The 24,220-nt window shown below is 37.6% G+C and carries 25 protein-coding genes and 1 riboswitch; of the genes, 9 read left to right on the top strand and 16 right to left on the bottom strand.

The features are described 5' to 3' along the window. Window positions 1–129: 129 nt before the first annotated feature. The 3 genes from dbpA to moeA all read right to left on the bottom strand — a co-directional run bounded on the left by dbpA (window position 130) and on the right by moeA (window position 3,730). Window positions 130–1,521: an ATP-dependent RNA helicase DbpA gene (gene dbpA, locus B6A32_RS04050; RefSeq protein WP_408607654.1), complete on the bottom strand. Its 1,392-nt coding sequence runs from the start codon at window positions 1,519–1,521 to the stop codon at window positions 130–132. 107 nt (window positions 1,522–1,628) lie between these two features. After that, on the bottom strand, window positions 1,629–2,375 hold the full coding sequence (locus B6A32_RS04045) for an alpha/beta fold hydrolase (RefSeq protein WP_158088445.1): 747 nt from the start codon (window positions 2,373–2,375) through the stop codon (window positions 1,629–1,631). A gap of 119 nt (window positions 2,376–2,494) precedes the next feature. Continuing rightward, window positions 2,495–3,730 (bottom strand): molybdopterin molybdotransferase MoeA, encoded by a 1,236-nt coding sequence (gene moeA / locus B6A32_RS04040; RefSeq protein ID WP_085301412.1) that lies wholly within the window; start codon window positions 3,728–3,730, stop codon window positions 2,495–2,497. Window positions 3,731–3,897: 167 nt separating this feature from the next. Then, window positions 3,898–4,050, top strand: a riboswitch (molybdenum cofactor riboswitch). On the opposite strand from moeA, the gene moaA reads away from it, so the two are divergent. From moaA to B6A32_RS04005, 7 genes are all read left to right on the top strand, one after another. Next, complete coding sequence (moaA, locus tag B6A32_RS04035; RefSeq protein ID WP_085301411.1) at window positions 4,037–5,008, top strand: GTP 3',8-cyclase MoaA; 972 nt, start codon at window positions 4,037–4,039, stop codon at window positions 5,006–5,008. It overlaps the preceding riboswitch by 14 nt. After that, window positions 5,008–5,625: a molybdenum cofactor guanylyltransferase gene (mobA, locus tag B6A32_RS04030; RefSeq protein ID WP_085301410.1), complete on the top strand. Its 618-nt coding sequence runs from the start codon at window positions 5,008–5,010 to the stop codon at window positions 5,623–5,625. Before moaA ends, mobA begins: the two co-directional genes overlap by 1 nt. Continuing rightward, complete coding sequence (gene moaB / locus B6A32_RS04025) at window positions 5,618–6,148, top strand: molybdenum cofactor biosynthesis protein B (protein WP_085301409.1); 531 nt, start codon at window positions 5,618–5,620, stop codon at window positions 6,146–6,148. The genes mobA and moaB overlap by 8 nt, the downstream gene beginning before the upstream one ends. 85 nt (window positions 6,149–6,233) lie before the next feature. Further along, complete coding sequence (gene modA, locus B6A32_RS04020) at window positions 6,234–7,031, top strand: molybdate ABC transporter substrate-binding protein (protein WP_158088444.1); 798 nt, start codon at window positions 6,234–6,236, stop codon at window positions 7,029–7,031. Between the two features lies 1 nt (window position 7,032). Continuing rightward, on the top strand, window positions 7,033–7,740 hold the full coding sequence (modB, locus tag B6A32_RS04015; RefSeq protein ID WP_085301407.1) for a molybdate ABC transporter permease subunit: 708 nt from the start codon (window positions 7,033–7,035) through the stop codon (window positions 7,738–7,740). Continuing rightward, the gene (gene modC, locus B6A32_RS04010; RefSeq protein WP_085301406.1) at window positions 7,737–8,918 is read left to right on the top strand and encodes a molybdenum ABC transporter ATP-binding protein; all 1,182 of its coding nucleotides are present in this window, start codon (window positions 7,737–7,739) and stop codon (window positions 8,916–8,918) included. The genes modB and modC overlap by 4 nt, the downstream gene beginning before the upstream one ends. Continuing rightward, window positions 8,911–9,657, top strand: coding sequence for a HesA/MoeB/ThiF family protein (locus B6A32_RS04005; protein ID WP_085301405.1), 747 nt, complete (start codon window positions 8,911–8,913; stop codon window positions 9,655–9,657). Before modC ends, B6A32_RS04005 begins: the two co-directional genes overlap by 8 nt. Before the next feature lie 152 nt (window positions 9,658–9,809). Here B6A32_RS04005 and B6A32_RS04000 read toward each other — a convergent pair whose 3' ends face one another. The 13 genes from B6A32_RS04000 to B6A32_RS19315 form a co-directional block, all read right to left on the bottom strand. Then, window positions 9,810–9,983, bottom strand: coding sequence for a DUF3820 family protein (locus B6A32_RS04000; protein WP_085301404.1), 174 nt, complete (start codon window positions 9,981–9,983; stop codon window positions 9,810–9,812). A gap of 114 nt (window positions 9,984–10,097) precedes the next feature. Continuing rightward, on the bottom strand, window positions 10,098–10,313 hold the full coding sequence (locus B6A32_RS03995; protein WP_085301403.1) for a DUF3820 family protein: 216 nt from the start codon (window positions 10,311–10,313) through the stop codon (window positions 10,098–10,100). A 143-nt stretch (window positions 10,314–10,456) separates the two neighbouring features. After that, window positions 10,457–11,110, bottom strand: coding sequence for a DUF2290 domain-containing protein (locus B6A32_RS03990; protein ID WP_085301402.1), 654 nt, complete (start codon window positions 11,108–11,110; stop codon window positions 10,457–10,459). Between the two features lies 1 nt (window position 11,111). Further along, window positions 11,112–13,220, bottom strand: coding sequence for a DEAD/DEAH box helicase (locus tag B6A32_RS03985; protein ID WP_085301401.1), 2,109 nt, complete (start codon window positions 13,218–13,220; stop codon window positions 11,112–11,114). Window positions 13,221–13,331: 111 nt separating this feature from the next. Continuing rightward, window positions 13,332–13,595: a hypothetical protein gene (locus tag B6A32_RS03980; protein ID WP_085301400.1), complete on the bottom strand. Its 264-nt coding sequence runs from the start codon at window positions 13,593–13,595 to the stop codon at window positions 13,332–13,334. A gap of 484 nt (window positions 13,596–14,079) precedes the next feature. After that, complete coding sequence (locus tag B6A32_RS03970; RefSeq protein ID WP_085301398.1) at window positions 14,080–14,811, bottom strand: M48 family metallopeptidase; 732 nt, start codon at window positions 14,809–14,811, stop codon at window positions 14,080–14,082. A 17-nt stretch (window positions 14,812–14,828) separates the two neighbouring features. Continuing rightward, window positions 14,829–17,852, bottom strand: coding sequence for a type I restriction endonuclease subunit R (locus B6A32_RS03965; protein WP_085301397.1), 3,024 nt, complete (start codon window positions 17,850–17,852; stop codon window positions 14,829–14,831). A gap of 1 nt (window position 17,853) precedes the next feature. Further along, window positions 17,854–18,180 carry a hypothetical protein gene (locus B6A32_RS03960; protein ID WP_085301396.1) on the bottom strand — a complete coding sequence of 109 codons (327 nt, stop codon included), beginning with the start codon at window positions 18,178–18,180 and terminating at the stop codon, window positions 17,854–17,856. 4 nt (window positions 18,181–18,184) lie between these two features. After that, entirely contained in the window at window positions 18,185–19,225 is a 1,041-nt protein-coding gene (locus tag B6A32_RS03955) for a hypothetical protein (RefSeq protein WP_085301395.1), read from the bottom strand. 18 nt (window positions 19,226–19,243) lie between these two features. Further along, entirely contained in the window at window positions 19,244–20,494 is a 1,251-nt protein-coding gene (locus tag B6A32_RS03950) for a restriction endonuclease subunit S (RefSeq protein WP_085301394.1), read from the bottom strand. Then, window positions 20,487–22,232, bottom strand: a complete 1,746-nt coding sequence (locus B6A32_RS03945) for a type I restriction-modification system subunit M (protein WP_085301393.1) — start codon at window positions 22,230–22,232, stop codon at window positions 20,487–20,489. The genes B6A32_RS03950 and B6A32_RS03945 overlap by 8 nt, the downstream gene beginning before the upstream one ends. A gap of 256 nt (window positions 22,233–22,488) precedes the next feature. Continuing rightward, a complete protein-coding gene (locus tag B6A32_RS03940; RefSeq protein WP_101685882.1) occupies window positions 22,489–22,695 on the bottom strand; it encodes a hypothetical protein in 207 nt (68 codons plus the stop codon). A 46-nt stretch (window positions 22,696–22,741) separates the two neighbouring features. Then, a complete protein-coding gene (locus B6A32_RS19315) occupies window positions 22,742–22,912 on the bottom strand; it encodes a hypothetical protein (RefSeq protein ID WP_198946863.1) in 171 nt (56 codons plus the stop codon). 130 nt (window positions 22,913–23,042) lie between these two features. Between B6A32_RS19315 and B6A32_RS03935 the strand changes: the two genes are divergently transcribed. Continuing rightward, complete coding sequence (locus tag B6A32_RS03935; protein WP_085301391.1) at window positions 23,043–23,399, top strand: helix-turn-helix domain-containing protein; 357 nt, start codon at window positions 23,043–23,045, stop codon at window positions 23,397–23,399. Then, a complete protein-coding gene (locus tag B6A32_RS03930) occupies window positions 23,396–24,208 on the top strand; it encodes an ImmA/IrrE family metallo-endopeptidase (protein WP_233131311.1) in 813 nt (270 codons plus the stop codon). The genes B6A32_RS03935 and B6A32_RS03930 overlap by 4 nt, the downstream gene beginning before the upstream one ends. Window positions 24,209–24,220 lie beyond the last annotated feature (12 nt).

The raw sequence follows: 24,220 nt of genomic DNA, 5'->3' as shown, positions 1-24,220 counted from the left end.
TGTATTTGTAGCACGCCGTATACACCCAAACAATAACTGTACATATTAACAGTATCATACCTAAATTTTATCAAATTGCCAGACAATGTTATCTGGCAACTGATAATTTATAAGGTAAGAAAATTTAAGTTACTTTAATTCGCGTATTCTAAATGTACGGCCTTTCAATTTACCGTGCGTGAGCTTATTTAACGCTTTTCTCGCTACCATTTTCTCAACGGCAACATAAGCCCAATTTGGTCCAAGTTGTATTTTCCCTACTTGCTCAAATGAAATGCCATTTTCGCCCGTAAGTGCACCAACAATATCACCCGGTCTAACTTTTTGCTTTTTGCCGCCATCGATTTGTATTGTGGTCATTTTCGCGCTGAACACGCTTTGCTCTAACACGTCGCTACTCGGGAGATCTTCACCTTCAATGGTGCGCTCTAAATAATCTTCCAATAAACCAATTTTATATCTGTCTTTATTATTAAACAAAGTAAACGCCTGTCCAGTACTGCCTGCACGGCCCGTTCGGCCAATACGATGCACATGCACTTCGGTATCATGAGCAAGGTTATAGTTAAATACCGCGTCAAGCGCTTCAATATCTAAACCACGAGCCGCAACATCTGTGGCAACCAGTATTGAAGCACTTTTATTTGCGAAACGTACTAGGGTTTGATCTCGGTCTTTTTGCTCTAAATCGCCATGCAATGCCACAACACCAAAACCGTATGCGGCTAATTTGTTCGCAACATTTTGAGTTTCAATTTTGGTATTACAAAAGATTACGCTCGACTCTGGCTTGTGTGTTAATAACAGTAAACGAATAGCCAACAGACGATCTTCATCGCTTTCTACTTGATAAAAGTGTTGTAATATTGTGCTGCTTTCGTGATTCGCTTCTACTTTTATCACCGCAGGCGTATGCAAGTATTTATTGGCAATTTTTTGTATTTGATCAGGGAAGGTTGCACTAAACAATAAGGTTTGTCTTTGCTGTGGCATGGTCGCAATAATATTATCTAGAGCTGCTTGAAAGCCCATGTCTAACATACGGTCAGCTTCATCTAGTACGAGTGTATCAACATGCTCTAGCGACAAAGTACCACGTCCTAAATGATCTTCAATTCTACCCGGTGTACCAACAATTATATGCGCGCCGTGCTCCAATGAGCCCACTTGTGGTCCAAAAGGTGTGCCACCGCAAAGTGTTAGCACTTTAATGTTATGTATAGCACGCGCTAGTTTTCGAATTTCTTTAGCTACTTGGTCAGCTAATTCACGTGTTGGACAAAGTACTAAGGTTTGAATTCTAAACTTTTTAACTTGTAGTTTATTTAATAAACCTAGGCCAAAGGCTGCTGTTTTACCAGAGCCTGTTTTACCTTGAGCAATAACATCTTGCCCCGCTAAAATAGCCGGCAAGCTCTTAGCTTGTATCTCTGTCATCTCGTGGTAACCAAGAGATGAAAGGTTTTCTAAAATTGCAGATTGCAAGGTAAGTGATGAAAATTTGCTGTCGCTCAACGTCAAAGTCCTAACGTAAAAAATAATTGTCGCTATTTTACACGCTTTCGCTCACGCAAGCACAGCTTTACGCAATTATATTAGTCGTTAAAATAAAAGCATGAAAAATAAGCTTAATTTATTATGAGGTTTGCGAGTACTTTCGCTAAGGCTTCTGGCGATTCTAGCGGTAACATATGGCCGGTATTAGCAACGTCTTCTATAGTAATATTTTCTGCCGTAATAGGCGCTTGTGTTAACTCTGCTCTTAACGCGACCAGATCGACTAAGTTATCTTTATCACCGACAAGAAATGTAATTGGTAAGGTTAAATTTGCCAATAAAGGCAATAAATCAGGCCTGAGCAAAGAGACCTCAATTTGATGCAATAATACATTTCCGCCAAGCTCTTGGTCCATGACGGTAATAATGTTTTTAATATCTTGGTAGCGAGACAAACTGAACGCTTTAATATTTGGATGCAACAAGTCATCAATGCGCTTATCCGGAATGCCGGAGTAACCCCGTTGCTTTATCCAATTAACCGTTCGATTACGTTGCTTAACTTCTGCTGCCGGCAGGTTTTGCGGAAAGTTTGACACTATGAGCAAATGCCTAAGTTTATTGCCAAGTTTTAACGCGATTGCACTCGCAATATAACCGCCAAGTGAAAACCCAACCAATATTGCATTATCGTGGGTTATTTTGTTAGCCAAGTTAGCAACCACTTCATCCATGCTGCCCGAACTGGGTATCACTAAATGAATTAGCTGATAGTCGCAGTTACATTCAACACTTTGCTGCTGTAGCAATTGCCAAGCGGGTTGCCACAGTTTTTCATTGCACATAGTACCTGGAATAAAGTAAATGACTTTTGACAAACTTAATCCTACTTTTTTAAAATTGGCTTTGGGCATAACTACAGATAAACAATCAATCACAAACGTTTATTTAGAAAGCATTTACCGGTGACTTCCTGAAAATAACGTCATAAAAGCGATCAAGCAAAAAAGCGTTCAAATAAACGAATATTCACTGTTGCATTCGCTTTAACTCGACCTTGCTCCGCTGGCAGAACAATATAACAATTAGCAGCAGCAATACTGGTTAATATGCCTGAACCTTGGTTGCCAGTGCTTGTTACCATTAACTCACCTTGCTCGTTATAAGATAAAACACCTCGCTGAAAATCCATACGTCCTGGTGCTTTTCTTAAATCGGTTACCGTTTTTGCGTGTAAAGTAATTGCAGGGTTAGCTTGGCAGTTTTGCAGCTTCATTAATGCTGGCATTGCCAATAAATCAGCGGTAACCATCGCCGAAACAGGGTTACCCGGTAAACCAAAGAAAATACTGTTTGGAAGTTTACCAAAAGCGAAAGGCTTGCCGGGTTTCATTGCTATTTTCCAAAAAGCTATTTCACCAATTTGCTCAAGCACTAACTTAGTATAGTCGGCGTCACCTACTGAGACACCACCCGAAGAAATAACCGCATCGGCTTGGGCATCGGCTTGTAAAAATGCCTCTCTAATCGCCTTTTCGTCGTCAGCAATTACCCCGAAATTAATTACATTTACGTTCAGGTTTTTAAGCATTGCTGATAAAGCGTAACTATTACTTTCAAAAATATCGCCACTCTCTAGCGGTTGCCCTAAGGCTTTTAATTCATCGCCAGTAGCAATTAAAGCCACATTAAGTTTTCTATAAACACTTAATTCGTTAATACCAAGCGATGCTAATACGCCAATATCGATAGCTGACAATCGACGTCCTGTTTTAAATACAACTTGGTCACGACTTATATCTTCGCCTGCCAACCTAACATTATCGCCACGATGTCTAGGTGCTAAAAAATGAATATTTTCACCATCTACTTGACAGTTTTCTTGCATTTCAACCGTGTCACAATCAGCGGGAATTTTAGCGCCAGTCATAATACGAATGCACTGACCTTTTTTACACTCACCTTCAAAAGGTTGACCCGCCATAGAGCGCCCAACTAACGTTAAGCTTTGTTGGTTTTGCAAGCTTTCATGGGCAAATGCATACCCGTCCATAGCAGAGTTATTGTGCCCTGGTACATTAATCGGACTCGTAATATCGTTTGATAAAACCCGGCCCAATGCTTGAATTAGGGTAATATTTTCAACATCAGTTATTGGCTTAATAGCGGCAAGCATATTCTCTAATGCTTGCTCAAAGGGTATTAATCCGGGTGCAGAGCAACAATCAACCATAATAAAACGCTTCCAGTTTTGTAATTTTATTCATAAATTTAATTTAAGTAAGAACGTTAACAATAATATTTCCATCAGTGAACACTATTTAACATAACCACGGTCTTTATCTGTTATATTAAGTCGAATCATACTATGCTTGCCATTGTATGATATAAAATATTTAATCATTTATTATTCGCCGAGCTTTCTTAGCTACACCTAATAATTTTAGGCATGCTACTTAAGCCGTAAACCAAGTTGTAAACTTGAGTTTGCCAGGGTTAACAAGGAAACTTGTTTGCCTCCCGACTTTGGAAAGGTGACATGTTAACAGACAACTTCGGCCGCAAGTTTTATTACTTGCGCCTATCGATCACTGACGTTTGTAATTTTCGTTGTAGCTATTGCTTACCCGATGGTTATAAATGCGATCACGATAGACAATTTTTAACCTTGCCTGAAATAACCCGTTTAGCTTCAGCATTTTCAGCTATGGGTACGGAAAAAATTCGTATTACTGGCGGTGAACCTTCACTGCGTAAAGACCTGCCTGAAATAATTGCAAAATGTAAGCAAACGCCTGGCATTAAGAAAGTAGCTATTACGACTAACGGCTATAAACTTCCTGAGCACTTACCTGCTTGGCTAGCTGCAGGTATTGATGCCATCAATATCAGTATCGACAGTTTAGACCCAAGACAATTTCATGCTATTACCGGCCACGACAAACTTGATCATATCCTCAAAGGTATTGATATGGCGCTCGAAGCCGGCAATGTCGACATTAAAATAAACACCGTATTAATGCGTGAATATAATGGTTACGATATTGCGAGTTATTTAGCTTGGTTAAAAGATAAACCCGTAACATTACGCTTTATTGAATTAATGCAAACAGGCGATAATAAAGCGTTTTTTGATGCGCAACATGTGCAAGGCTCTCGTATAAAGCAGAACTTAATTTTAGATGGTTGGTTGCCAGTAATTAACGATAAAGCAGCAGGTCCAGCACAAGAATTTTATCATCCAGATTATGCCGGTAAAATCGGTTTAATCATGCCTTATTCGAAAGATTTCTGTAATACCTGTAATCGTTTACGCGTAAGTTCGTTAGGTAAATTACATTTATGTTTATTTACCGAGCAAGGCTTATCGTTAAAAGACTATTTACAAACAGATGATGTAGAGCCACTAAAAACGGCAATTACCAGCATGCTAACAGATAAAAAGCAAACTCACTTTTTACATGAAAAGCTCACTGGCGCTACAAAGAACCTCGCGATGTTGGGCGGATAATGGCTCTCTTTCAATCATGTTTAGGGGTGGTTTTAGCGGGAGGGAAATCTTCTCGAATGGGCGAAAACAAAGCTAATTTACTGCGCGAAAATCAAGATATGCTCAGTTATAGCAAGTCGCTACTTAACGCAGTGGGAAGCTCGCAAGTTATTGTTAGTGGCGGCGAACAAGGTATTAAAGACCTTGTTGCCGACATGGGCCCGCTTGGCGGCATTCAAAGCATTATTGAACAATTTAAACCGCAAGCACTGTTAATTTTACCGATTGATTTACCCTTAATGACCTCAAACGAGCTTTTGGCCTTAAAGCAAGTGGGCGAATTAAGTCAACAAGCTTGTTATTTTACTGATCATTACTTGCCGTTATATTTACCGGTGAATGCTTTTGTTGAACAGTTCTTTCAACAACCGTTATCCGTAATGAAGCCTAAAGTAGCTACACAAAAGGCTCAGGGTAATCGTAATTTATCAGGACCTTCTGTACGCAGTTTACTCGCGCAAGTGCCACACAAGGTCATTACGCCTAAAAACAGTCAATGTTTATTTAACACTAATACGCCTGAGCAATGGCAACAGGCAAAACAACTTTTATCTTTGCAAAGGAAATCTCATGTCTAGCAACTCATCTATCCATTGTGGCGATGGTTTCGTGCCATTAAATATCGCCGTATTAACCGTTTCAGATACGCGCGAAGAACACAACGACACTTCAGGGCAGGCCTTAGTTGAGCGTTTACAATCGGCTGGTCATAAGTTAGCCGCTAAAGCCATTTCAAAAGACGATGTATATCAATTACGTGCTGTTGTTTCTCAATGGATTGCCAGTGATGATGTACACGTTATATTAACCACAGGTGGCACTGGCTTTACGGCCAGAGACAATACTCCCGAAGCACTATTACCTTTATTCGATAAAAACATTGAAGGCTTTGGCGAAGTATTTAGAGCAATATCTCTTACCGAAATAGGCACGTCTACAGTGCAATCTCGTGCTTTTGGTGGCATGGCAAATAGTACCGTTATTTTATCAGTTCCAGGGTCAACCAATGCGTGTAAAACAGCCTGGGATAAATTAATTGTAGAGCAATTAGACGCTAGCCATCGTCCATGTAACTTTGTGCCGCATCTAAAGTTTACATAAGCTTAATGGCTAGCACATAACTTATAAAAACCTCTTATAAATATGCCTTATAGAAATATCGATGTTGAAGATCATGGGTAAATTAATGCCAACATTTTTATCAAAAGTGAGCTTAGCATGCGCTATTGGTTGCATGTTATTCGCTAGCACTACTTTTGCGATAACGGAAAAGGCTCAAGCTAAACCTTTACGCATTGCAGTCGCCGCTAATTTTGCCCCTGCACTTAAAATACTGCTCGATGATATGCCTAATAAAGAGCAATTTAACCTGCAAATTATTAGCGCCGCGACAGGCACATTGTATTTACAAATAAAGCACGGTGCTCCTTTTGATTTATTTTTATCGGCTGATGCAACACGCCCAGAGTTACTTGAGCAAGCACATTTAACGCTAGAAAATAGTCGTAAAACTTATGCACTAGGACAAATAGCCTTGTGGTCGGCAACTCAGCCAGTTAGTCATTTAAATGCCTTAACGCACTATGCAGGAAAATTGGCCATTGCCAACCCTGAAACTGCACCGTATGGCACAGCGGCTCAGCAAGCACTTACCTACTTATCGTTATGGCCAAAAATAAAAAGCAACTTAATCACCGGTATTAATATCAACCAAACTTTTCAACAGGTTCGCAGCCAAGCCGTTCCTTTAGGTATAGTGGCGAATAGTCAACTGGTGATGAATAAGCTCAGCGGTGTTATTATTCCAACGCATTACTATCAGCCAATAACACAACAATTAGTGATTATTAAATCTAGCCGTCAAGTCGCCCTAGCCAAAAAAATTAGTGACTATATTCTCCAGACCAATAGCCAAGCAAAATTACAAAGCCTAGGTTATTTAGCGGTAACTTCATCAAACCCATTAGATGAGGCCAAGCGATAATATGACTGACATTTCAGCGGATATTCTCGCCCTTGTTACCACCTTAAAAATGGCGGCCGTAACTGCGGTTATTTTGTTACTAATAGGCACGCCACTGGCATGGTATTTAGCAAAATGGCAAAGTCGCTTTAAAGTGTTTTTTGAGGCAATAGTCGCCTTGCCATTAGTGCTGCCACCCACGGTATTAGGCTTTTATTTGTTATTAGCGTTTTCACCAACATCATTACCTGGTGAGCTATGGCAAAGCGCAACAGGTAGCCAACTTGCATTTAGTTTTAGCGCCATTGTTATTGGCTCTGTGCTCTACTCTTTGCCCTTTGTGGTGCAACCCTTGCAAAAAGCTTTTGAACAATTAGGTGATCATCACCTTGAAGCTGCCGCTATGTTGGGCGCAGGTCCAATAGACCGATTTTTCAGTATTGTTTTTCCATTAACCAAAGCCAGTTTTATTACCGCAACCGTATTAGGCTTTGCGCATACCGTTGGCGAGTTTGGCGTGGTGTTGATGATTGGCGGAAATATTCCTGGTGAAACAAGAGTGCTGTCTATCGCGTTATTCGATCATGTTGAAGCCTTTAATTATGCTAATGCTCATATACTTTCTGCTGGGCTATTAATCGCCTCTTTATTACTGCTTTCATTGGTGTATTTATTGGGTAATAATCTAAATAGCAACTTAAACAAAAAGCAACGAGTCACTAAGTTATGAGCCTTTCAACGTTGCCAAATAACTCGCCTACGCTTAACAATACGATTAGTACTCTATCATTAGATTTTACAGTCTCATTTAGTCAATTCGAAACGGCTATTAAGCAAAATATTAGTATCGATAACATTACTGGCATTTATGGCGATTCAGGCTCAGGAAAGTCAACTTTACTGCGGGTAATTGCTGGGCTTGAAAAACAGGCAAAAGGCCAAGTATCGTTCAATGAAGTAACGCTACAAAACAGTGAAAAACGCGATTTTGTTAAAGCTGAAAGTAGAAACATAGGCTTAGTTTTTCAAGACAGTCGATTATTTCCTCATTTAAGTGTTTATGAGAACCTCGCTTATGGTGCAAAACGACGTAAAAATCCTAAGCTAACCATAGAAGAGGTGCTGACGTTAACGCAATTAACATCTTTGCAGTACCAAAATGTATCGCAACTTTCTGGCGGTGAAAAACAAAGGGTATCCATTGCTCGAGCTTTACTCGCTGAGCCTAAATTGCTGTTATTAGACGAGCCATTTAGTGCGCTAGATAAAACCACAAAATCACAAATGCTGACATTTTTAAAAACCATTCAGCAGCAACTACAATTACCCATGCTTTATGTCAGCCACAGTTTAAGTGAATTGCAATATATAGCGGAGCAATTAGTGGTAGTTTCAGCTGGAAAAATAAGCCATGTAGCGCCAATTCATCAGGCTATTCATTACTTAAACAACCGTGGTGAAACGAGTGTTAAAACGAGCTTGTCGCTGACGATTGCCGAGCATTTACCTGAATACGGCCTGACACGACTGAAATTCAACGAGTTACAAAGCACAGAGCAAAGCATTTATTTACCGTTACTCGCACTCAATTCTCAGCGCTCAGATGAAGAAAGCTTAATAGGTCAGCAACTCCCTTGTATGATCTACGCTCGCGACATCAGTCTCTGTTTAACCGAACCCGAGCACAGCTCAATTGTGAATCATTTACCCGCAACTATTACCGCTATTGATTACAATAATACTAATGCTTTAATTACCCTCAAATGTGCAGAGCAGGTTTTCTATGCACAAATAAGTTTATGGTCAGCAATACGTATGGCGCTAGTAGTCAACGCCAACATCTATCTTCAGTTTAAAGCTAATGCGGTGCATAGCTATCATTATACAGGCTCAATAACTCATGCTTAGTGCAAACGAAAAATTACGTTTCAGTCGACAAACCATGTTGAAAGGCATTGGCGAACAAGGCCAACAGGCGCTAAAAAATGCGCGGGTTTTAATTGTTGGTATCGGCGGTTTGGGTAACCCTGTAAGTGCTTATTTGAATGCCGCTGGCATTGGTAATATCTATTTGGTTGATGGCGACACTATTGATATAAGTAACCTACATCGACAAATATTGTTTAATGAACATGATATTGACACAAACAAAGCTGATATAGCCGCCGAAAAGCTCCAGCAACTTAATACGAGTACCAACATTGAAGTGCTCGATGAAATGCTCGACGCTGAGCTTGCCGACTATTATTTGCCATTAGTCGATTTGGTACTTGATTGCACTGATAACATAAACACACGCTATTTAATCAATCAAAAGTGTATCGAACATAAAAAACCCTTAATTATTGGCGCTGCAACAGGGTTTGACGGTCAATTTATGTTTGTAAATCCAAACCAAGTAGACAGCGCCTGTTATCAATGCTTATTTCCTGCAGAGAAAAAAGCCCCTGATAATAACTGCCAAACCCTAGGCATATTAGGGCCAGTACTCGCGGTTATCGGCGGTATGCAAGCTTTGCAAGCCATTAAGTTTTTAACCGGTAATACTGTGAAAACTAATCAATTAAATATTTTCGATGGTTTAAATAATTCATGGCAACAATTTGCTTTAAAGAAACAGCAAAAGTGCCCTATTTGCGCAGGGTAATTCAAGCTTAGCATGGTCAATAAGACGAAACTAACATAACAATAAAGCTATTAAGCTCAATTATAACTCTTTAAGTTAAATAAGCCCCTAGCGCTCAGCGTAGCACTAAGAGTTTTAAACTGATTAGTGCTACCGTAATACTACATTAGCGCTTAACTCCTTAACAAAGGCCTTAACATATCCTCTAAGCCATTAAGTTTTACTTCATAAATAAGTGCTAACTGCTCGCCAAGTTTGCCCTCAGGTAAGCCCTTAGCATGAAACCAAACTAAATATGGTTCGGGTAATTGAAGTAACTTTCTGCCACTATATTTCCCAAAGGGCATCAATTGTTATCAAGAGTAAAAAACATCTTTTTTGTAAGTTTTTTCATTTACGAGCAATAAAATCAAGAATCACAGAAGAGCCCAACAACTTACAACTTCTTACTTACAAAAAAACTATTGTATCATTGGCTCAAAAACACTTTCTAAGCCATTTAACTTTATTTCATAAATAAATGCTAACTGTTCACCAAGCTTTCCTTCAGGAAAACCCTTTGAATGAAACCAAACCAGATAAGGCTCAGGCAAGTGCAATAATTTTCTGCCTGCGTACTTACCGAAAGGCATTTTCATATTAACAGTTGTGATAATTTGTTCGTTGCTTAGATTCATATTTTCTTATGGTTATAACGGCAATAATAAGTAATTTAATAACAATATGATTTTACAATCACAACCAATATTTCACCAGCCTATTTAATTACGAGTAAAATATTACCGATAACTCTTATTATCATAAGTAACATTCAATTATTTTAGCCTACGGCTAAATGCAATATACCTTTTTCATTCTTAGTTATTGTTGCATCCATTAGCATATAAGGTGACTTTATAGATAAATCTGATGTAGCTGTATTATAGAAAGAGCGCAAAATAAAATTTATAAAGTTCGCAGGGCAAATAGGCGCAAAAGCAGGAATTCTACAATTTTTATATTGCCCTAAGCTCACATGACATGCGGGATGCTCTAATTCTGCAAAGTTAGAAGGGTCAAAATCAAAGCGTACTGGTACAGGTAAAATGGACTTTAAGATAACATCGGCATAATAAACACTTTCGTCCAAATATAAACTTGGATCATTTTGAAATATTTCAAAGTTTGGTGATGGAAAGTAGCACAATCGGTGCTTTAACAGCTCTTGATTACCGCCAAAGCAATACATTATTTGTATAAGCCCACCATCTAATAATCGAAAGTTAAATTGCCGCTTCGATAACAAATATTCATAAAGCTCTGAATATGGTATATCTTTCAAAGCAATAGACACATCCGAGAAGCCTGAAAATGTAATGTGTGTTTCATTATTTGTATTCAGTTCTGTAGCAAAGTTCTGGTCATCGCATATTCCCAATTCTATTAGTTGGGTTGTTATGCTACTGATTGATGCCATCACTTCTTTAGGAGTCAAATCACTGCCCTTGTGATAATTTAGCTAACAAAGCTTTTCGCAGGTCATCAGGGATATCCTCTAAATTAACTTCTCCATCTAGTAAATTAGATAAGTTTTCAGCACTACGTTTAGCAGCATTTACACGCCTTTTTTCAGATTTTGTCATATCACGATTAACAACTTTCATTTTTAATCGTTCAGCTTCAGTTGGATATCTAAACTCTAATGAAAAGCCTTTTTCTACTACCTTATTATATTCTTGAACTATTCCATCAAATAATTGACCTACCCCACAAATCCTCAACCAAGCTTTAGTTCTAGTCATTGCAGTAAAAAGAATGTTTCTTTTCTTTGATAGCTCATATTCAGCGTTACAATATTCAGCGTGCATAATATAAACCATTGCAGCTTCATTACCTTTAGCACGGTAAATTGAGGTAAACGTTATACTATTATCTGAAAAGAACTCATCTGGTGAGGCTGTTACTCCAGCAATAGAAGTACCAATTCCACGTTCATGTAATAAATTTCTTAAGTATCCAACCTCATTTCTTAATCTCATAGCATTAGGGTGAATTACTAATATATCGCCAGCTAGAATTTCATCTTCTTTAATATTTTTATCAATTTGTGCTGCAATCCATTCTGCCTGTTCAGGCAATGAATTGAATTTATTCACCTGCAAAATATCTTCGGGGGTATTGTGAGCCTTCAACAAAGCAGGGCTGGAGTGGGAGCTTCTCGACAACCTCACGTGAGCATTTTCATTTAACTCACCTTCAATAACCTTATATCCAATTTCGCCCCACAAATCAGGATAATCAAACATTTGAATCATAGGTTCATGGTATATTCCAAACCCCAAGGCATGTGCAGCCGTCAAAATGCTACCTGGATTTCGATAACAAATATCTAAAATAATATCCTGTGCTGACTTATCAAAACTAACAATAGGTTCTCCGTTCTCGTCAAGCCCCCATATTTCGTCAGGTGATAACATTCCACTATCCCCTAAGTTTTGTAACTCATCATACGCATAGATTAATTTTTTAGGTTCATTGAGCATCAAATAACACATTTTTAAAAATGAGCTTGAAAAGTCTTGCGCCTCATCTATTAAAATCAAATCATATATATGCTTAATATCAGTAACTTGCTTTAAAAACAAATCACATACTGCTTCAAATTCTTGTCCATAAACAGAGGTAAGGCTTTTAGCTGCTGAATAATCATAATATTTAACATTATTTGCACAACAAGCCTCATAATACATGCCTGTATTACTAGGACTTCCCCATGCATGTATAATATTAATCATATCCCAATCAGGTAAATCACCAGTTGCATCTTCATAAAACTGAGTTATTAGTCTTTTAAACTGAGTTTTCAATGACCTGCTATTAAAAGTAACAGCAATTTTCCAATTTGGATTCTGTGAATGTATATGGGCGACCTTTCTTGCTAACACTACAGTTTTACCAGAGCCAGCCAATCCTCGTATACGCTGAACACCATCAACATTCTCTAATACAGCTCTTGTTTGACTAACATCAAGTGTTGCCAGTTCATTCTCTAATTTTTTGAGAACAGCCCCTTTTGAGTCAGCTTTAGTGATGTATGAACGTTTTTTTGTTTTCTTAAGGCTTGATAGCGACTGTAATCTAGAAAGAGTAGGCTTTAACAATTCAGGTTGGGTAAGTGTTTCACTTTTAACTTTAAGTAAAACTTCTTCTGGTGTTCTACATACCTGAATTGCTTCACAAGCCTCTTCATCAAACCCAACGGGAACAAGTGGAGCAAAGGTAATCGAATTAACAGGTACTACTAACTTTCTGTTTTTAGTTAATTCTTTCAACTCAGTTAAGCGAGCACATATTTTAAGGTGTACTTCATCGACATGTTCAATATAGTCTTCCGAAACAATACGCTCATTGTTAAAGTGAATAATACTGACACCACTTTCTTGCGTACATAAAAGCGCATCTAACTTTATACCGCCTTCACTAGAGGATATGATGGGAAAGCCGCGATAAAAGTGACCTGTCAAATCTACATCTTGACTAAATATTTGATCAAGTTGATTTCCTATAACTTGATCAATTGCTGGCGTACCCAAAAAAGTAATCATATTCCCTAGCCTATATAATAATTTGTTAATTAAAACAATTAACTCATTATACCCTTATATAAACGAGCAAAAGAATACCTAATATCAATAGTGTCGTATTTTATAAATAAATTATATAACCCCCTTCGCTTCTACCTTTAACAGCGATTTTAACTCTTCTAGCTGCCCCTGCTCATTTTCTTCCAGCGCATTTAAAGCTTTCAACGTGCAATAAATTTCTGTGATTTTGCAAAAAGCTTCAAAATAATCTCTGTTAACTAATTTATCCCCGACTGAACCAACACGCATGAAAGAAGTAACGTATTGTCCTGATGTACTCTCTAACCTAATGTAGAGATTTCTAATTTCAATTTCAGCTTCCGTAAAATTTGGCATTATTCACCCTTGTATTTGATTACTGTAATAGTGTGGTTATAAACTTTTGTTTTAAGTTCACGTATTCGTTTTATATCTAAGCTAGTAGCTGTAGAGTCACAGCAAAGCTTTAAGTAAATGTCGTGAATAGCATTCCAAGCATCCCAAAATTGAGATCTGATGATTTTTATTTTAATGTCATGAAACTGAAGTTCTCTTTTTACTTCTGCGCTCAAAAACCGAGTTAGTCTTTTATAGTCACAATAAAGAGGTAAATTTGTAACAACCATTTTTTGACCTCGTGAAAAATATCATAGACTATGTATAAGCCTTTACTTGAGGGGCTTCAAGCAGAATAAATATGAAAAAAATACTTTTTAATGTTTTAATAAATAAACATTAAATTTCTTTTTTAGAATGATTTTTGTGAGGAAAATTAGGCTGAAAAAATAAAGTGAAGAATCCACCTAAAAAGATTGAATATTTGAAAAATTATACTGCTAAATTAAAATTCTAAATTTGCTCCATGCTGCTTCAGCCAATTTTTACATTCAGCATAATCTGGCATTATTCGTTCAACTTCACGCCAAAATTTAGGTGAGTGGTCATGGTGAATTAAATGGCAAAGCTCGTGAACAACCACATAATCAACAATACGATTGGGAGCCATGATAATTTTCCAGTTAAAAGTTATATCACCTTCAACACTACAACTTCCCCAACGACTTTTATAATCCTTTAAACCAACAGATTTAAATTTAACGTTCATCATTTTACTGTAGCGTTTTGCTTTCTCGTTAAATTTGAGTTCAGCATGTTGTTTATACCAACTAAAGAGTGAATCTTGAATTAAGTCAGGGTTTTCTATGCCAGCACGTAATGTAATGGCAAAATGCCCATTGATAAGCTTTATGGGTTGGTAATTACCTTGATGCACTTTTAAACGGTAATTACGACCAAGATATGAAAAACTTTCGCCAGAAACAAACTGTTTAGTGCTAGTTGGTTGAGCATCACGGTGTAGGGCTATTTTTTCTTTAATCCAACGATTTTTATCTTTGAGCAGTTTGGTTATTCGCTCATGTTCTAACTGGCGAGGCACTACAACACACACCTTACCTTCTTCCACTGTGATCGTGGCTGACTTTGTGCGGTTGGTGCGTTTAACTTCAGCAACAATGCCATTGCTGTCGATGTATTCACTTACTTTGGATGTAACCTGATTTGTTGGTGACATTTATATGATACTCAGACCTAACGTTTGTTAAATTTAGTTTTGCCAAGTTCCATAAAACGCTCTTGCACTACTTTAACTAAGCTAGGTTCACCGAATGATTGGTCTATGATTGCGCGTTTAATTTCTTTTTTCATGCGTTTCACTTCATCTTGCTTATTAAAGAAATCAACAATTTCAGTAGCCTCATCAAATGTGTTAACTAAGGTTTGTGTGGTGGTTTTCACTTCTTCCATGACGCTATCGTCAACCACATAATCACCAGAACTTTCGGCAACTTGTGATACTTCAGCGGTTAGGATGTTATAAAAAGCATATTCTGTTTCAGATAAGCCAACATCTTGTGCAGCTTGTTGATGCTCACCTTCAATGTTATCGACCATCTCTAGCAACAACTCTAACTGACGCTCCCAATTACCAGCATTTTTAACAATAATATCTCGTAAGCGTAAACTGAGAGATTTATAGTATTCAGGGTCTTCTTCAAGGTTAACAGTTATATGGTGCTTGATGGCACTTTCAACTTCAGAGGCTTTTGATTCGGTTGATTTAACTTCTTTAAGCTTTTCTTTAAAGTTAGCAGCTAATAAATCAACAGGCGGTATTTTAGGGTCTACACCTGTGCTGATAATATGTTCATCTACTAACTGACGAACCTTTTCACCAACACCTGATAAATCTAACCCCTCTTCACGATAACGTACTCTGGCAGCGTTTAGCACTTTACCTAGAAAGGTTAAATCTTTAACAAAAGGTGATGCCGCTTTATCTGGCAATATCACATTCATTTGCTTGGCAAAGCGTTTAAAGGCTATTTCAAACTGTGCTCTAATATCTTCATCTTTTAATGTCAGCACATAATCATCAACATCTGTACTTGGTTTACCATTTACTAGCACATCTTTGAAAAAGCTCATGGCTACGGTGTGTGTTGCTTTTAGCTTTGGTATTTCATCTTTAAGCGATTGAATTGTGCCATCGACATCTTCACTAGTGAACATATCTAGTGCATCAGTTAAGTGTTGAGACAGCCCGTAGTAATCAACAACAAAGCCGCAGGTTTTACCTTTGTATGTACGGTTAACCCTAGCAATTGCTTGCATAAGCGTGTGGTCTTGCAGTTTGCGGTCTATGTACATTACTTGCGCCAAGGGAGCATCAAAGCCTGTTAACAGCATATCTTTTACTATTAAGAATGCTGTTGGGTTTTCACTTAATGGTTTAGGAAAATCATCAATCGCCTTTTTCTGAGCAACTTTATCTGTGTACTTAGCTAAATAGGCTTCATCATTATGATCGCCCGAAATAATAACTTCTGACGGTGGCGCACCTAATTCATCAAGTGTTTGCTTGTATAGTGCAGCAGCATGGCGGCTACCTGTAACTATCATGGCTTTAAAACCATCGGGTTGAATATGCTCTCGGTAATGTTTTAATAAATCTATACAAACCCAACGGATACGCGCTGGTGCTTCACGCACCGCACGTTCAACGCCATATTTCTTCTTAATTTCACGCTGTTCTTCTTTGGTGTAATCAGAAAAGTACTCTTCAAATAATGAATCAAGTGATTGGCTAGAAACATCGGTAATGACTTCTCTACCTTCGTACAAAATAGGTACTGTTGCACCATCTTCTACGGCTTCATTAATTTTATATTGGTCAATATAACCACCAAAGGCTTGTCCCATTTTTTGGGTTTTAAGTAATGGGGTTCCTGTAAAACCAATTTTTGGTGCGTTAGGTAAGGCTGCATTAATTACCATAGCTAAACCACCGAATTGAGTACGGTGAGCTTCATCGGCAAGCACTATGATTTTTTCACTAGGGTTTAAATCGATAAAAGCTTTATCTAAGCCACCGTTAGCGGCTTCTTTTTCAGCATCTTGGAATTTTTGCACCATTGCCGTAATTAAGTCAGACGAATCTTTTTTAAGTAACTCCCTGAGTTTGGCTACTGATGTAGCGTTATATACGGTTTCACCTTGAGCATCACGGAAGGTTGAAGATAACTGCTCATCAAGTTGGGTACGGTCAGTAATAAATACCAGTTTGTATTGCTGAAGTTCAGGGTCTCTTCGCATTTTAACGGCAAGCATTACCATAGTTAACGACTTACCAGAGCCTTGCGTATGCCAAACAACACCTGACTTATCTTTACGGGTTTCACCTGTTTTTAAGCGTTCAATAACTTTGTTTACTGCTCGGTATTGCTGATAACGCGCCACTTTTTTAATTAATCTGCCATCAACGGTTTCGTAAATAACAAAATTTTGTAGTAAATCTAAAAAGCCTTGTTTGTTGAACATACCAGCCAGTAGGCGTTGTTGTGCGGTTGTGTCCTCGCCAGCTAAATCATCATCGGTATACGGATAAGCATCTTTCCAATCACCATAATGTTGTGAGCTTGAGCTAATAGTGCCAACTTTAGCTTGGTCACGACAGCTAGATACCATTAATTGATTATACCAAAATAGCTTTTCTGCACCTTCATCATCATGAGGATGACGTAAATTGGCATAGCGTCTTAATTGGTTGATGCCTTCTGACATAGGGCTGGTGATATAAGGCGATTTACATTCAATAATTGCCAGTGGCAAGCCATTAACAAAACAAACAATATCAGGGATTATTTTTTGATTAGCCCCTTCAACTTTAAATTGGTTGGTACAAACAAATTCATTATTTTCTAAATTATCAAAATCAATAATTTTAACGGTTTGCCCTTTACGACCTTTACCAAGGTCTTGCTCTACTGATTGATAGTTAACTAAAGTTTGATAAATAGCGTGGTTATATTCCATTAAAGCAGCAAAATTAGGGTGGGTTAATTCACGAGAAACCTTTTTTAAGTTTTCATCACTGATCCAAGGATTTATGCGCTTAATAGCGGAATTTAAGTGTTCGACCAACACTACATCACGCAAATAAGCTCGTGCGCCAGCCTCTGGCGTTAAATAGGCTCCGTGAATGTATCTCCAACCTAGCTCTTTAAGCTGCTCAATTGCTGGCAATTCAACCTTGTTTAACTCATCCTGATTCATACTAATCCTTAATTGGCTTATTCCACTGCTGCATTTGCTCTGAGAATGGTTGCCAAGTTTCCCTAGAGCTTAGTCGTGCTATGTATTCTGAAGCTGATTGTTCCCAATTATATTTATTATCAAAGTCATTCAGAAAACCTAGAAAATGATAAAAGGCTTTATCCGACATATCGTAATGAAGTTCTTCACCAATATAATCACCATTCAATCCTTTATATTCGTAGGCTTTTTTATGCAATAGTTCCATGAAAAGCTCTACAGTTTCCGTAACATCATCTCGGCTCTTACCTAGCAGTGTCGCTACTTCGCATGTGATATTTTTATTCATTCAATTACTCCCATGTCTTTTCTTTCAGCAACTCAGCTATTTCAACGCAGCTCGGCAATTCTTCTAATCCAAGTTCGCTACCTAAATCAAAAAACTTAGTCCGTTGGATTGGGTATTTAGTGATTTTGTTAAAGTCTGTTGGTATAAATTCGTCAACAATAAAAAACTGGTGGTCATTAAAAACATTCCAACCATTTTCTACATAAGCTTCATCCATAATAGAGAGGATTTGCTCTTTTTCTTGCTCTGTAGCTGGTTCACCTTGTTTGCTTTCAACTTTAGTAAACTTTCTTTTCTTCATATCGGCATTTGCCAACACAACTTTTTTTAACCTGCCTACTGCTCGAACAGACTTGTCATTATAAAGTCCTAGGTATTGATGAGCAGCATAACCACGATTTTTGGCATCATAGTAGATGTTATGTTTCATGTTCTGCGTAAATGAACCGCTAGAGGTGATAGCTCGCATCATAAATTGATGGCGAGGTAGTAAATCTTGCCCTTCGCAAAATTCACGGTAATCATCGAGCATTTCGTTAAATTCAACGTCATATTCAAATAACACATTATCAAGTGCATCAATCACTTCTTTGAAAGTCACCGAACAAAATTCGACTCGTTTATTATTGGTTTCGTTAAATTCATCAACTAATTTATGCACTTTCACATTAAATTTTTGCTTGGTTTCAGTCGCATTAACCAGTAATAATACTTGCGTATCTTCGTTATCAAAACCGTCAAGGTGACGTAATAACTGGTTGCTGTCGTTATTGTCATAAAGCTTAGTTTCAACCAGCACTTTCATGCCTTTTTGAATGATGGAACCATCAGGAATACTGGAGCCTGATTTGTTACCTTCTTGTTGGCGAAAACGTAAACCGATTTCTAAATTTACTCTGTTGTTTTCATTAGTTAATAACGAATTAATGAAGTCTTCAAAGCGTGACGGACTATCGTTATATAACCGTGAAAACAACAATAGCGTGTTGTTGGTAACAACATTTTCTTTTTGTGAATAACGCTGAAAATAATGAATTTTACTCAATGATTCTTCCTTGATTAGTTATCTATCAACTTTGACTCGTACTTTACCTGTGAGTAGGTCTTGCATGAGTGCTTTTTTTAAAGACTTAAAATGCTGTAATTTGTTTTGAGTCGCATCAATGCGGCTAACTATTGAATTTAGGTTTTCTGATATTTTTATTTGCTCATCAATAGGAGGTACTGGAAGTAATACTTTCCTAAATGTACTTTGTTTTATTCCTGCAACCGTTGAGCCAGTGGATTGAAGGTCTAGTTCTTTTTTAAACTTTTCACCTTGCAGTATAAACAATAGAAATTCAGTACAAATTAATTCATTAGGTCTTAAAGTTAAAACTCTTTGTCCAATCGCAAATTTATAATTAGGTACTTTAGCAACATTCCCTAAAGGAGCTTCGGTTGTAATGAAAACATCCCCGTACTTTGGCATTCCCCTAACCATCCAGCTATCAAACTGCTCTTCAAAAATATACTCTCTAGGCTCTTGATTAATAAAACCATTACGAATATTTTTAGCTGTAATTAGTGGAACACCCACTTCGCTTTTAGGTGGAGCCTTACCTCGATAATCAATAATTTCAGCAAGAACAGATTCAACAGCCTTAACCTTCCACTCAGCAGGGATTCTGCCAACGGGTGAGTCTTTGAATTCAGTGTGACCGATGCCGTTGGTTAGTAACTCTTGCATCATGCCTATTTTTAGGTCTTTTAACTTGTCGATTTGCGCTTGTGTTTTTTCAATCACTTCATCAACAGAGGTTAGGATTTTGGCAATTTTTTGTTGTTCGGGAAGTGGAGGGAAATTAACCTTAATCTCTTCAAGCTGCTTAGTACTTAGGTTAGGTGGATCAGTACCAAAAATAGTAATTTCAATTTCACGAGAGATTTCTTCATATCTCATCATTGAATATACAAAGTCATTATCAACCAATTGATTGTTAAACTTAACTTTTGCCACTCTTTGATTTAGCAATGACGGTGAATCATAAGATTTTATTTGAGCTACCTTTAGTTCACCTCTTATTATTGGGCGTGTTAATGCAACTACACAATCCCCTTGATTCAACACATAGTTCGGGTGCTCATCAATAAAGTTAGAAGGAAGGTAGCTACGTTCTTCCCATTTTACTTTCCCTATTCCAACATTTGCTATTTTTAACCAGCGAGTACCACTATCAACACTATCTAAACTTTTAAAAGCATAGCCACCTAAAAATTTAAACTTTTTACCGATGACACATCGTTCCCAACCATCAGGCACTAAATTACTCATAACCCAATTCCTTTAAGTAGCCTTTCATTTCAACTTCTGCGCTGATTACTTGATCATCTAGCTGATGTAACGATACTTGATATTTATCCCACCAGCGTTCCAGTTGCGTGATTACTGCCGTTTCAACATACTCATTCCCATTAGCAGCACTTTCTTCAACAACAGCTCTAATTAACTCTTTATTGGTGATTTCAGGCTTAAATACAAAATAGTTTTCATCCTGCTTATTAAATACCGTTGATACATCAAAGTCTTTTAAAATCGCTTCTTGGACATAGTCGTTTTCAACTTCACGCACTGGAATACCACCATGTAATATGGCACGAACATCGAAAATTTCTGGTGGTGGTGAGGTATCTGCGTAGCGTCTGATATTTAAGTTAAAGTCGTTTTCTTGAATTTCGCTAAGTTCAACAACTTTGGCGTATCGTTTAATGTCTTGATAGTCATTGAAGGTAGCAATGATTTTTTCAATATCTTGTGGGCGTAGTTTGTTTTGGTTTTTACCTTCTTCGAACTCTAATTCTGAATTGATAAATAACACTTTGTTTTTACGTATCGCTGCTTTATTCTTATTGATGATAAGTAAACATGCAGGAATACCTGTGCCGTAGAATAAACCAGATGGTAAACCGACAACCGCCTCTAATAAATCATCTTCTAGTAAACCTTGGCGAATAGTTTTTTCACTAGAACCACGGAATAACACACCATGCGGCATTACTATACCAGCCATGCCCTCATCGTTTATAGAGGCAACCATGTGTTGCACAAAGGCTAAATCGCCAGCATCTTTTGGTGGTGTGCCGTAGGGGAAACGTCCAAAACCGTCTTTATCACACTCATCTTTACCCCATTTCTTTAAGCTAAAAGGAGGGTTTGCGATCACACGGTCAAAGGTCATTAGCTGACCATGCTCGGTATGCTGTGGGTCACGTAAGGTGTCACCTTTGCGAATATCAGCACTGAATACGCCATGAAGGAACATATTCATTTTACAAATAGCCCACGTATTTAGGTTCATCTCTTGTCCTGCAAGGGATAAGTTAGCGGCATTTTCACCGTGAGATTCAAGGTAATTACGGGTTTGTACTAACATACCACCAGAGCCAGCCGTTGGGTCGTAAATTCGCATACCAGCATGAGGTTTTAGTAATGCCACTAATAATTGCACTACTTCACTTGGGGTATAGAATTCACCACCTTTTTTACCAGCGGAATCAGCAAACATTTTAATTAGATATTCGTAAGCTGTACCAAGTAAATCAGGACGTTCAAAATCACTATTACGCAAACGGTGTTGGTTAAAGTGCGAAAGTAAATCACGCAGCTTAGTATCTGATAATTTGTTTTTGATGTTGAAATCAATACTCACCAATACACCTTCAAGCGAGCTATTGTGCTCTTCAATGGCTTCAGTGGCTTTATTAAGCTCTGCGCCAATATCGTGTTTTAAATCTTTTAAAACGCTCCAACGGGCGTTTTCAGGGATAAAAAAGGTACTGTCGTATTCATCTTCATCTTGAGCGAGTTCTTTCGCCTGAGCTTCGGTTTTACCCTTTTGCGTGTAATAGGCAATAACCTTTTCTTGTTCTTCATCAAACGAGTCTGAAAGGCGTTTTAAAAACATCATACCGAAGATGTAGTCTTTAAATTCTGAGGCATCCATATTGCCACGTAAAATGTCGGCAGTTTCCCATAAAAAAGATTCTAATTGTTGAAGCGTGATTTGGGTCATGTTGGTGTGTTCTTCCGTGTATTAACGCTTATTTATGGTAAATGGGCGGATAAAATAAAAGCGTAGAGATAATTAATTTTTATGAGATGTAATTTAGCAAGTTGTTGTGGTTAGGGCTATTTATTTCAATTGTATTTGCATTTTAGTAGCAAAGTTATACAACTTTAGAGGTTATTAAAATAAAAATGGATTAGTAACTTTCATTAATAATCCATTTTACCTAGCGTTCACGATATATCCTTATAGTTTTCACCGTCTAACTCGTGTGGCAATCGTTAGAGCAGTAGTAACAACCGTTTGATTTAGAGTAAATTCGCTTTGCCGCCTGTACTGCTGGACGACAAGTAGCAAAGTCACCTAAATAAGTACGGTTTGCTGGATCGGGCATGTAAGAGCAGCCTTCTCGATGTACTTCGTGATCGCCATTGGTTTGCGCTTTATCGCGCACATAATATCTAGCCATGATTTGGCTCCTTAAAATTAGATTTATTTAAATTGAGTTACTGCTGTTATTTTTCTTTTCTCACCCCCTTAAATGGTTTGCCATCAGATTTAACATCCATAAATCTACCTGTATCTGCATCACGTTTAACATAATGTCCAGATGGTGTTTGAGTTTGTGAACGTTTACGTACCATGCCTTTGCGGTGTCCATCACCAGTAGGAGGATTTGTAGCCATAAATAATATTTCCTATAATTAAATTAAAATTAACTGCTGTTAACACGATTATCAACAACGGTTAAATTATCACTTTGTTGGACTTTTATGTCAACAGTAATTAAAATATTTATTAACAGAGGTTAATAAAATGACATCCAAGCAAGAACAAGCCAAAACCATTAGTAGCAATATCAAAGAGTTAAGAGGTAAGATTGATTGGAACCAATCGAAATTAGCTCAAGAAGCAGGTATTACTGGTGCAGCTTTAAGTAAAATAGAGCAAGGTGAACGTGTTCCAACTATTGTTGTACTAAAAAAAATAGCATCAGCTTTAAATGTTGAAGTACATGAATTAACAGGTGAACAACCCGTTGAACGTTCAGAGCAAGAAGAAAGGAATCTTGAGTTTTATAGAAAATTCAAAAGTATTAATGACTTAGATGATAAAGACCAACAGCTATTACTAGAAATGGCTGAAAGATTAAAAGGATTGACTGATAAGTGATTGCAGAGCAGAAAGGAAGCACCGAAGCTGAAGATACACTAGAAGATTTAGGATTTGATACTTTGCCGATCAACCCTGAAACCGTTTGTAATGAAATTAACAGTGATGACTTTAATCTGATTTTTGAGCATAAACCTTTTAATAGCGAGGCAATTTTAGGCAAAGCCATCGGCAATGAAAAAGGCGCAGTAATCTACGTAAATAGTAATATTCCTGACAAGGGACGGTTAAATTATACGGCTGCACATGAAGTTGGTCATGCTTGTATGCATATTATGCCAAGTATCACTCAACAATCTTTTAATTGCGGCTCTAAAGAATTAACAGATCAGTTTAATGATCCCATTGAAAAAGAAGCCAATGGTTTTGCTTCTGGTTTATTAATGCCGAAACAACTTATTAAGCCATTAACTGATGGTGATATTAATTGGTTTAATGTCAAAACTATTAAAGATAATTGTTTTACGTCATTAGAAGCATCCTTCAGAAGAATGACATCTATTTATAAAGAACCTGCTGCGATGGTAATTCATAAATCAGGGCAATTTTATCGGTTTGTAACGTCTAAAAGCTTTGAACCTTATATCAACCGATCACCATTATCCAGTGAGCAAAAAGAGCTGTGTTATGACGGTTTAGCTGATAATTTATCAACTGATTTTGAAACTGTTGATGCTATTGATTGGATTACGCCTGAATTTAAAGGAAATAAGCTGGAAGCCATTTATTCTAGCTCTATAGCTTTAAAAAATGACTTTACCTATACAATTTTACGATACGATGATGATTGTTTTGAAGAGATGGAGTAATCTCTTCAAAAA

It is taken from the genome of Colwellia polaris, assembly GCF_002104515.1.
Lineage (GTDB): Bacteria > Pseudomonadota > Gammaproteobacteria > Enterobacterales > Alteromonadaceae > Cognaticolwellia > Cognaticolwellia polaris.
The sequence above is the reverse complement of the archived record's forward strand: the minus strand, read 5'-3'. Positions and strand labels throughout refer to the sequence as shown.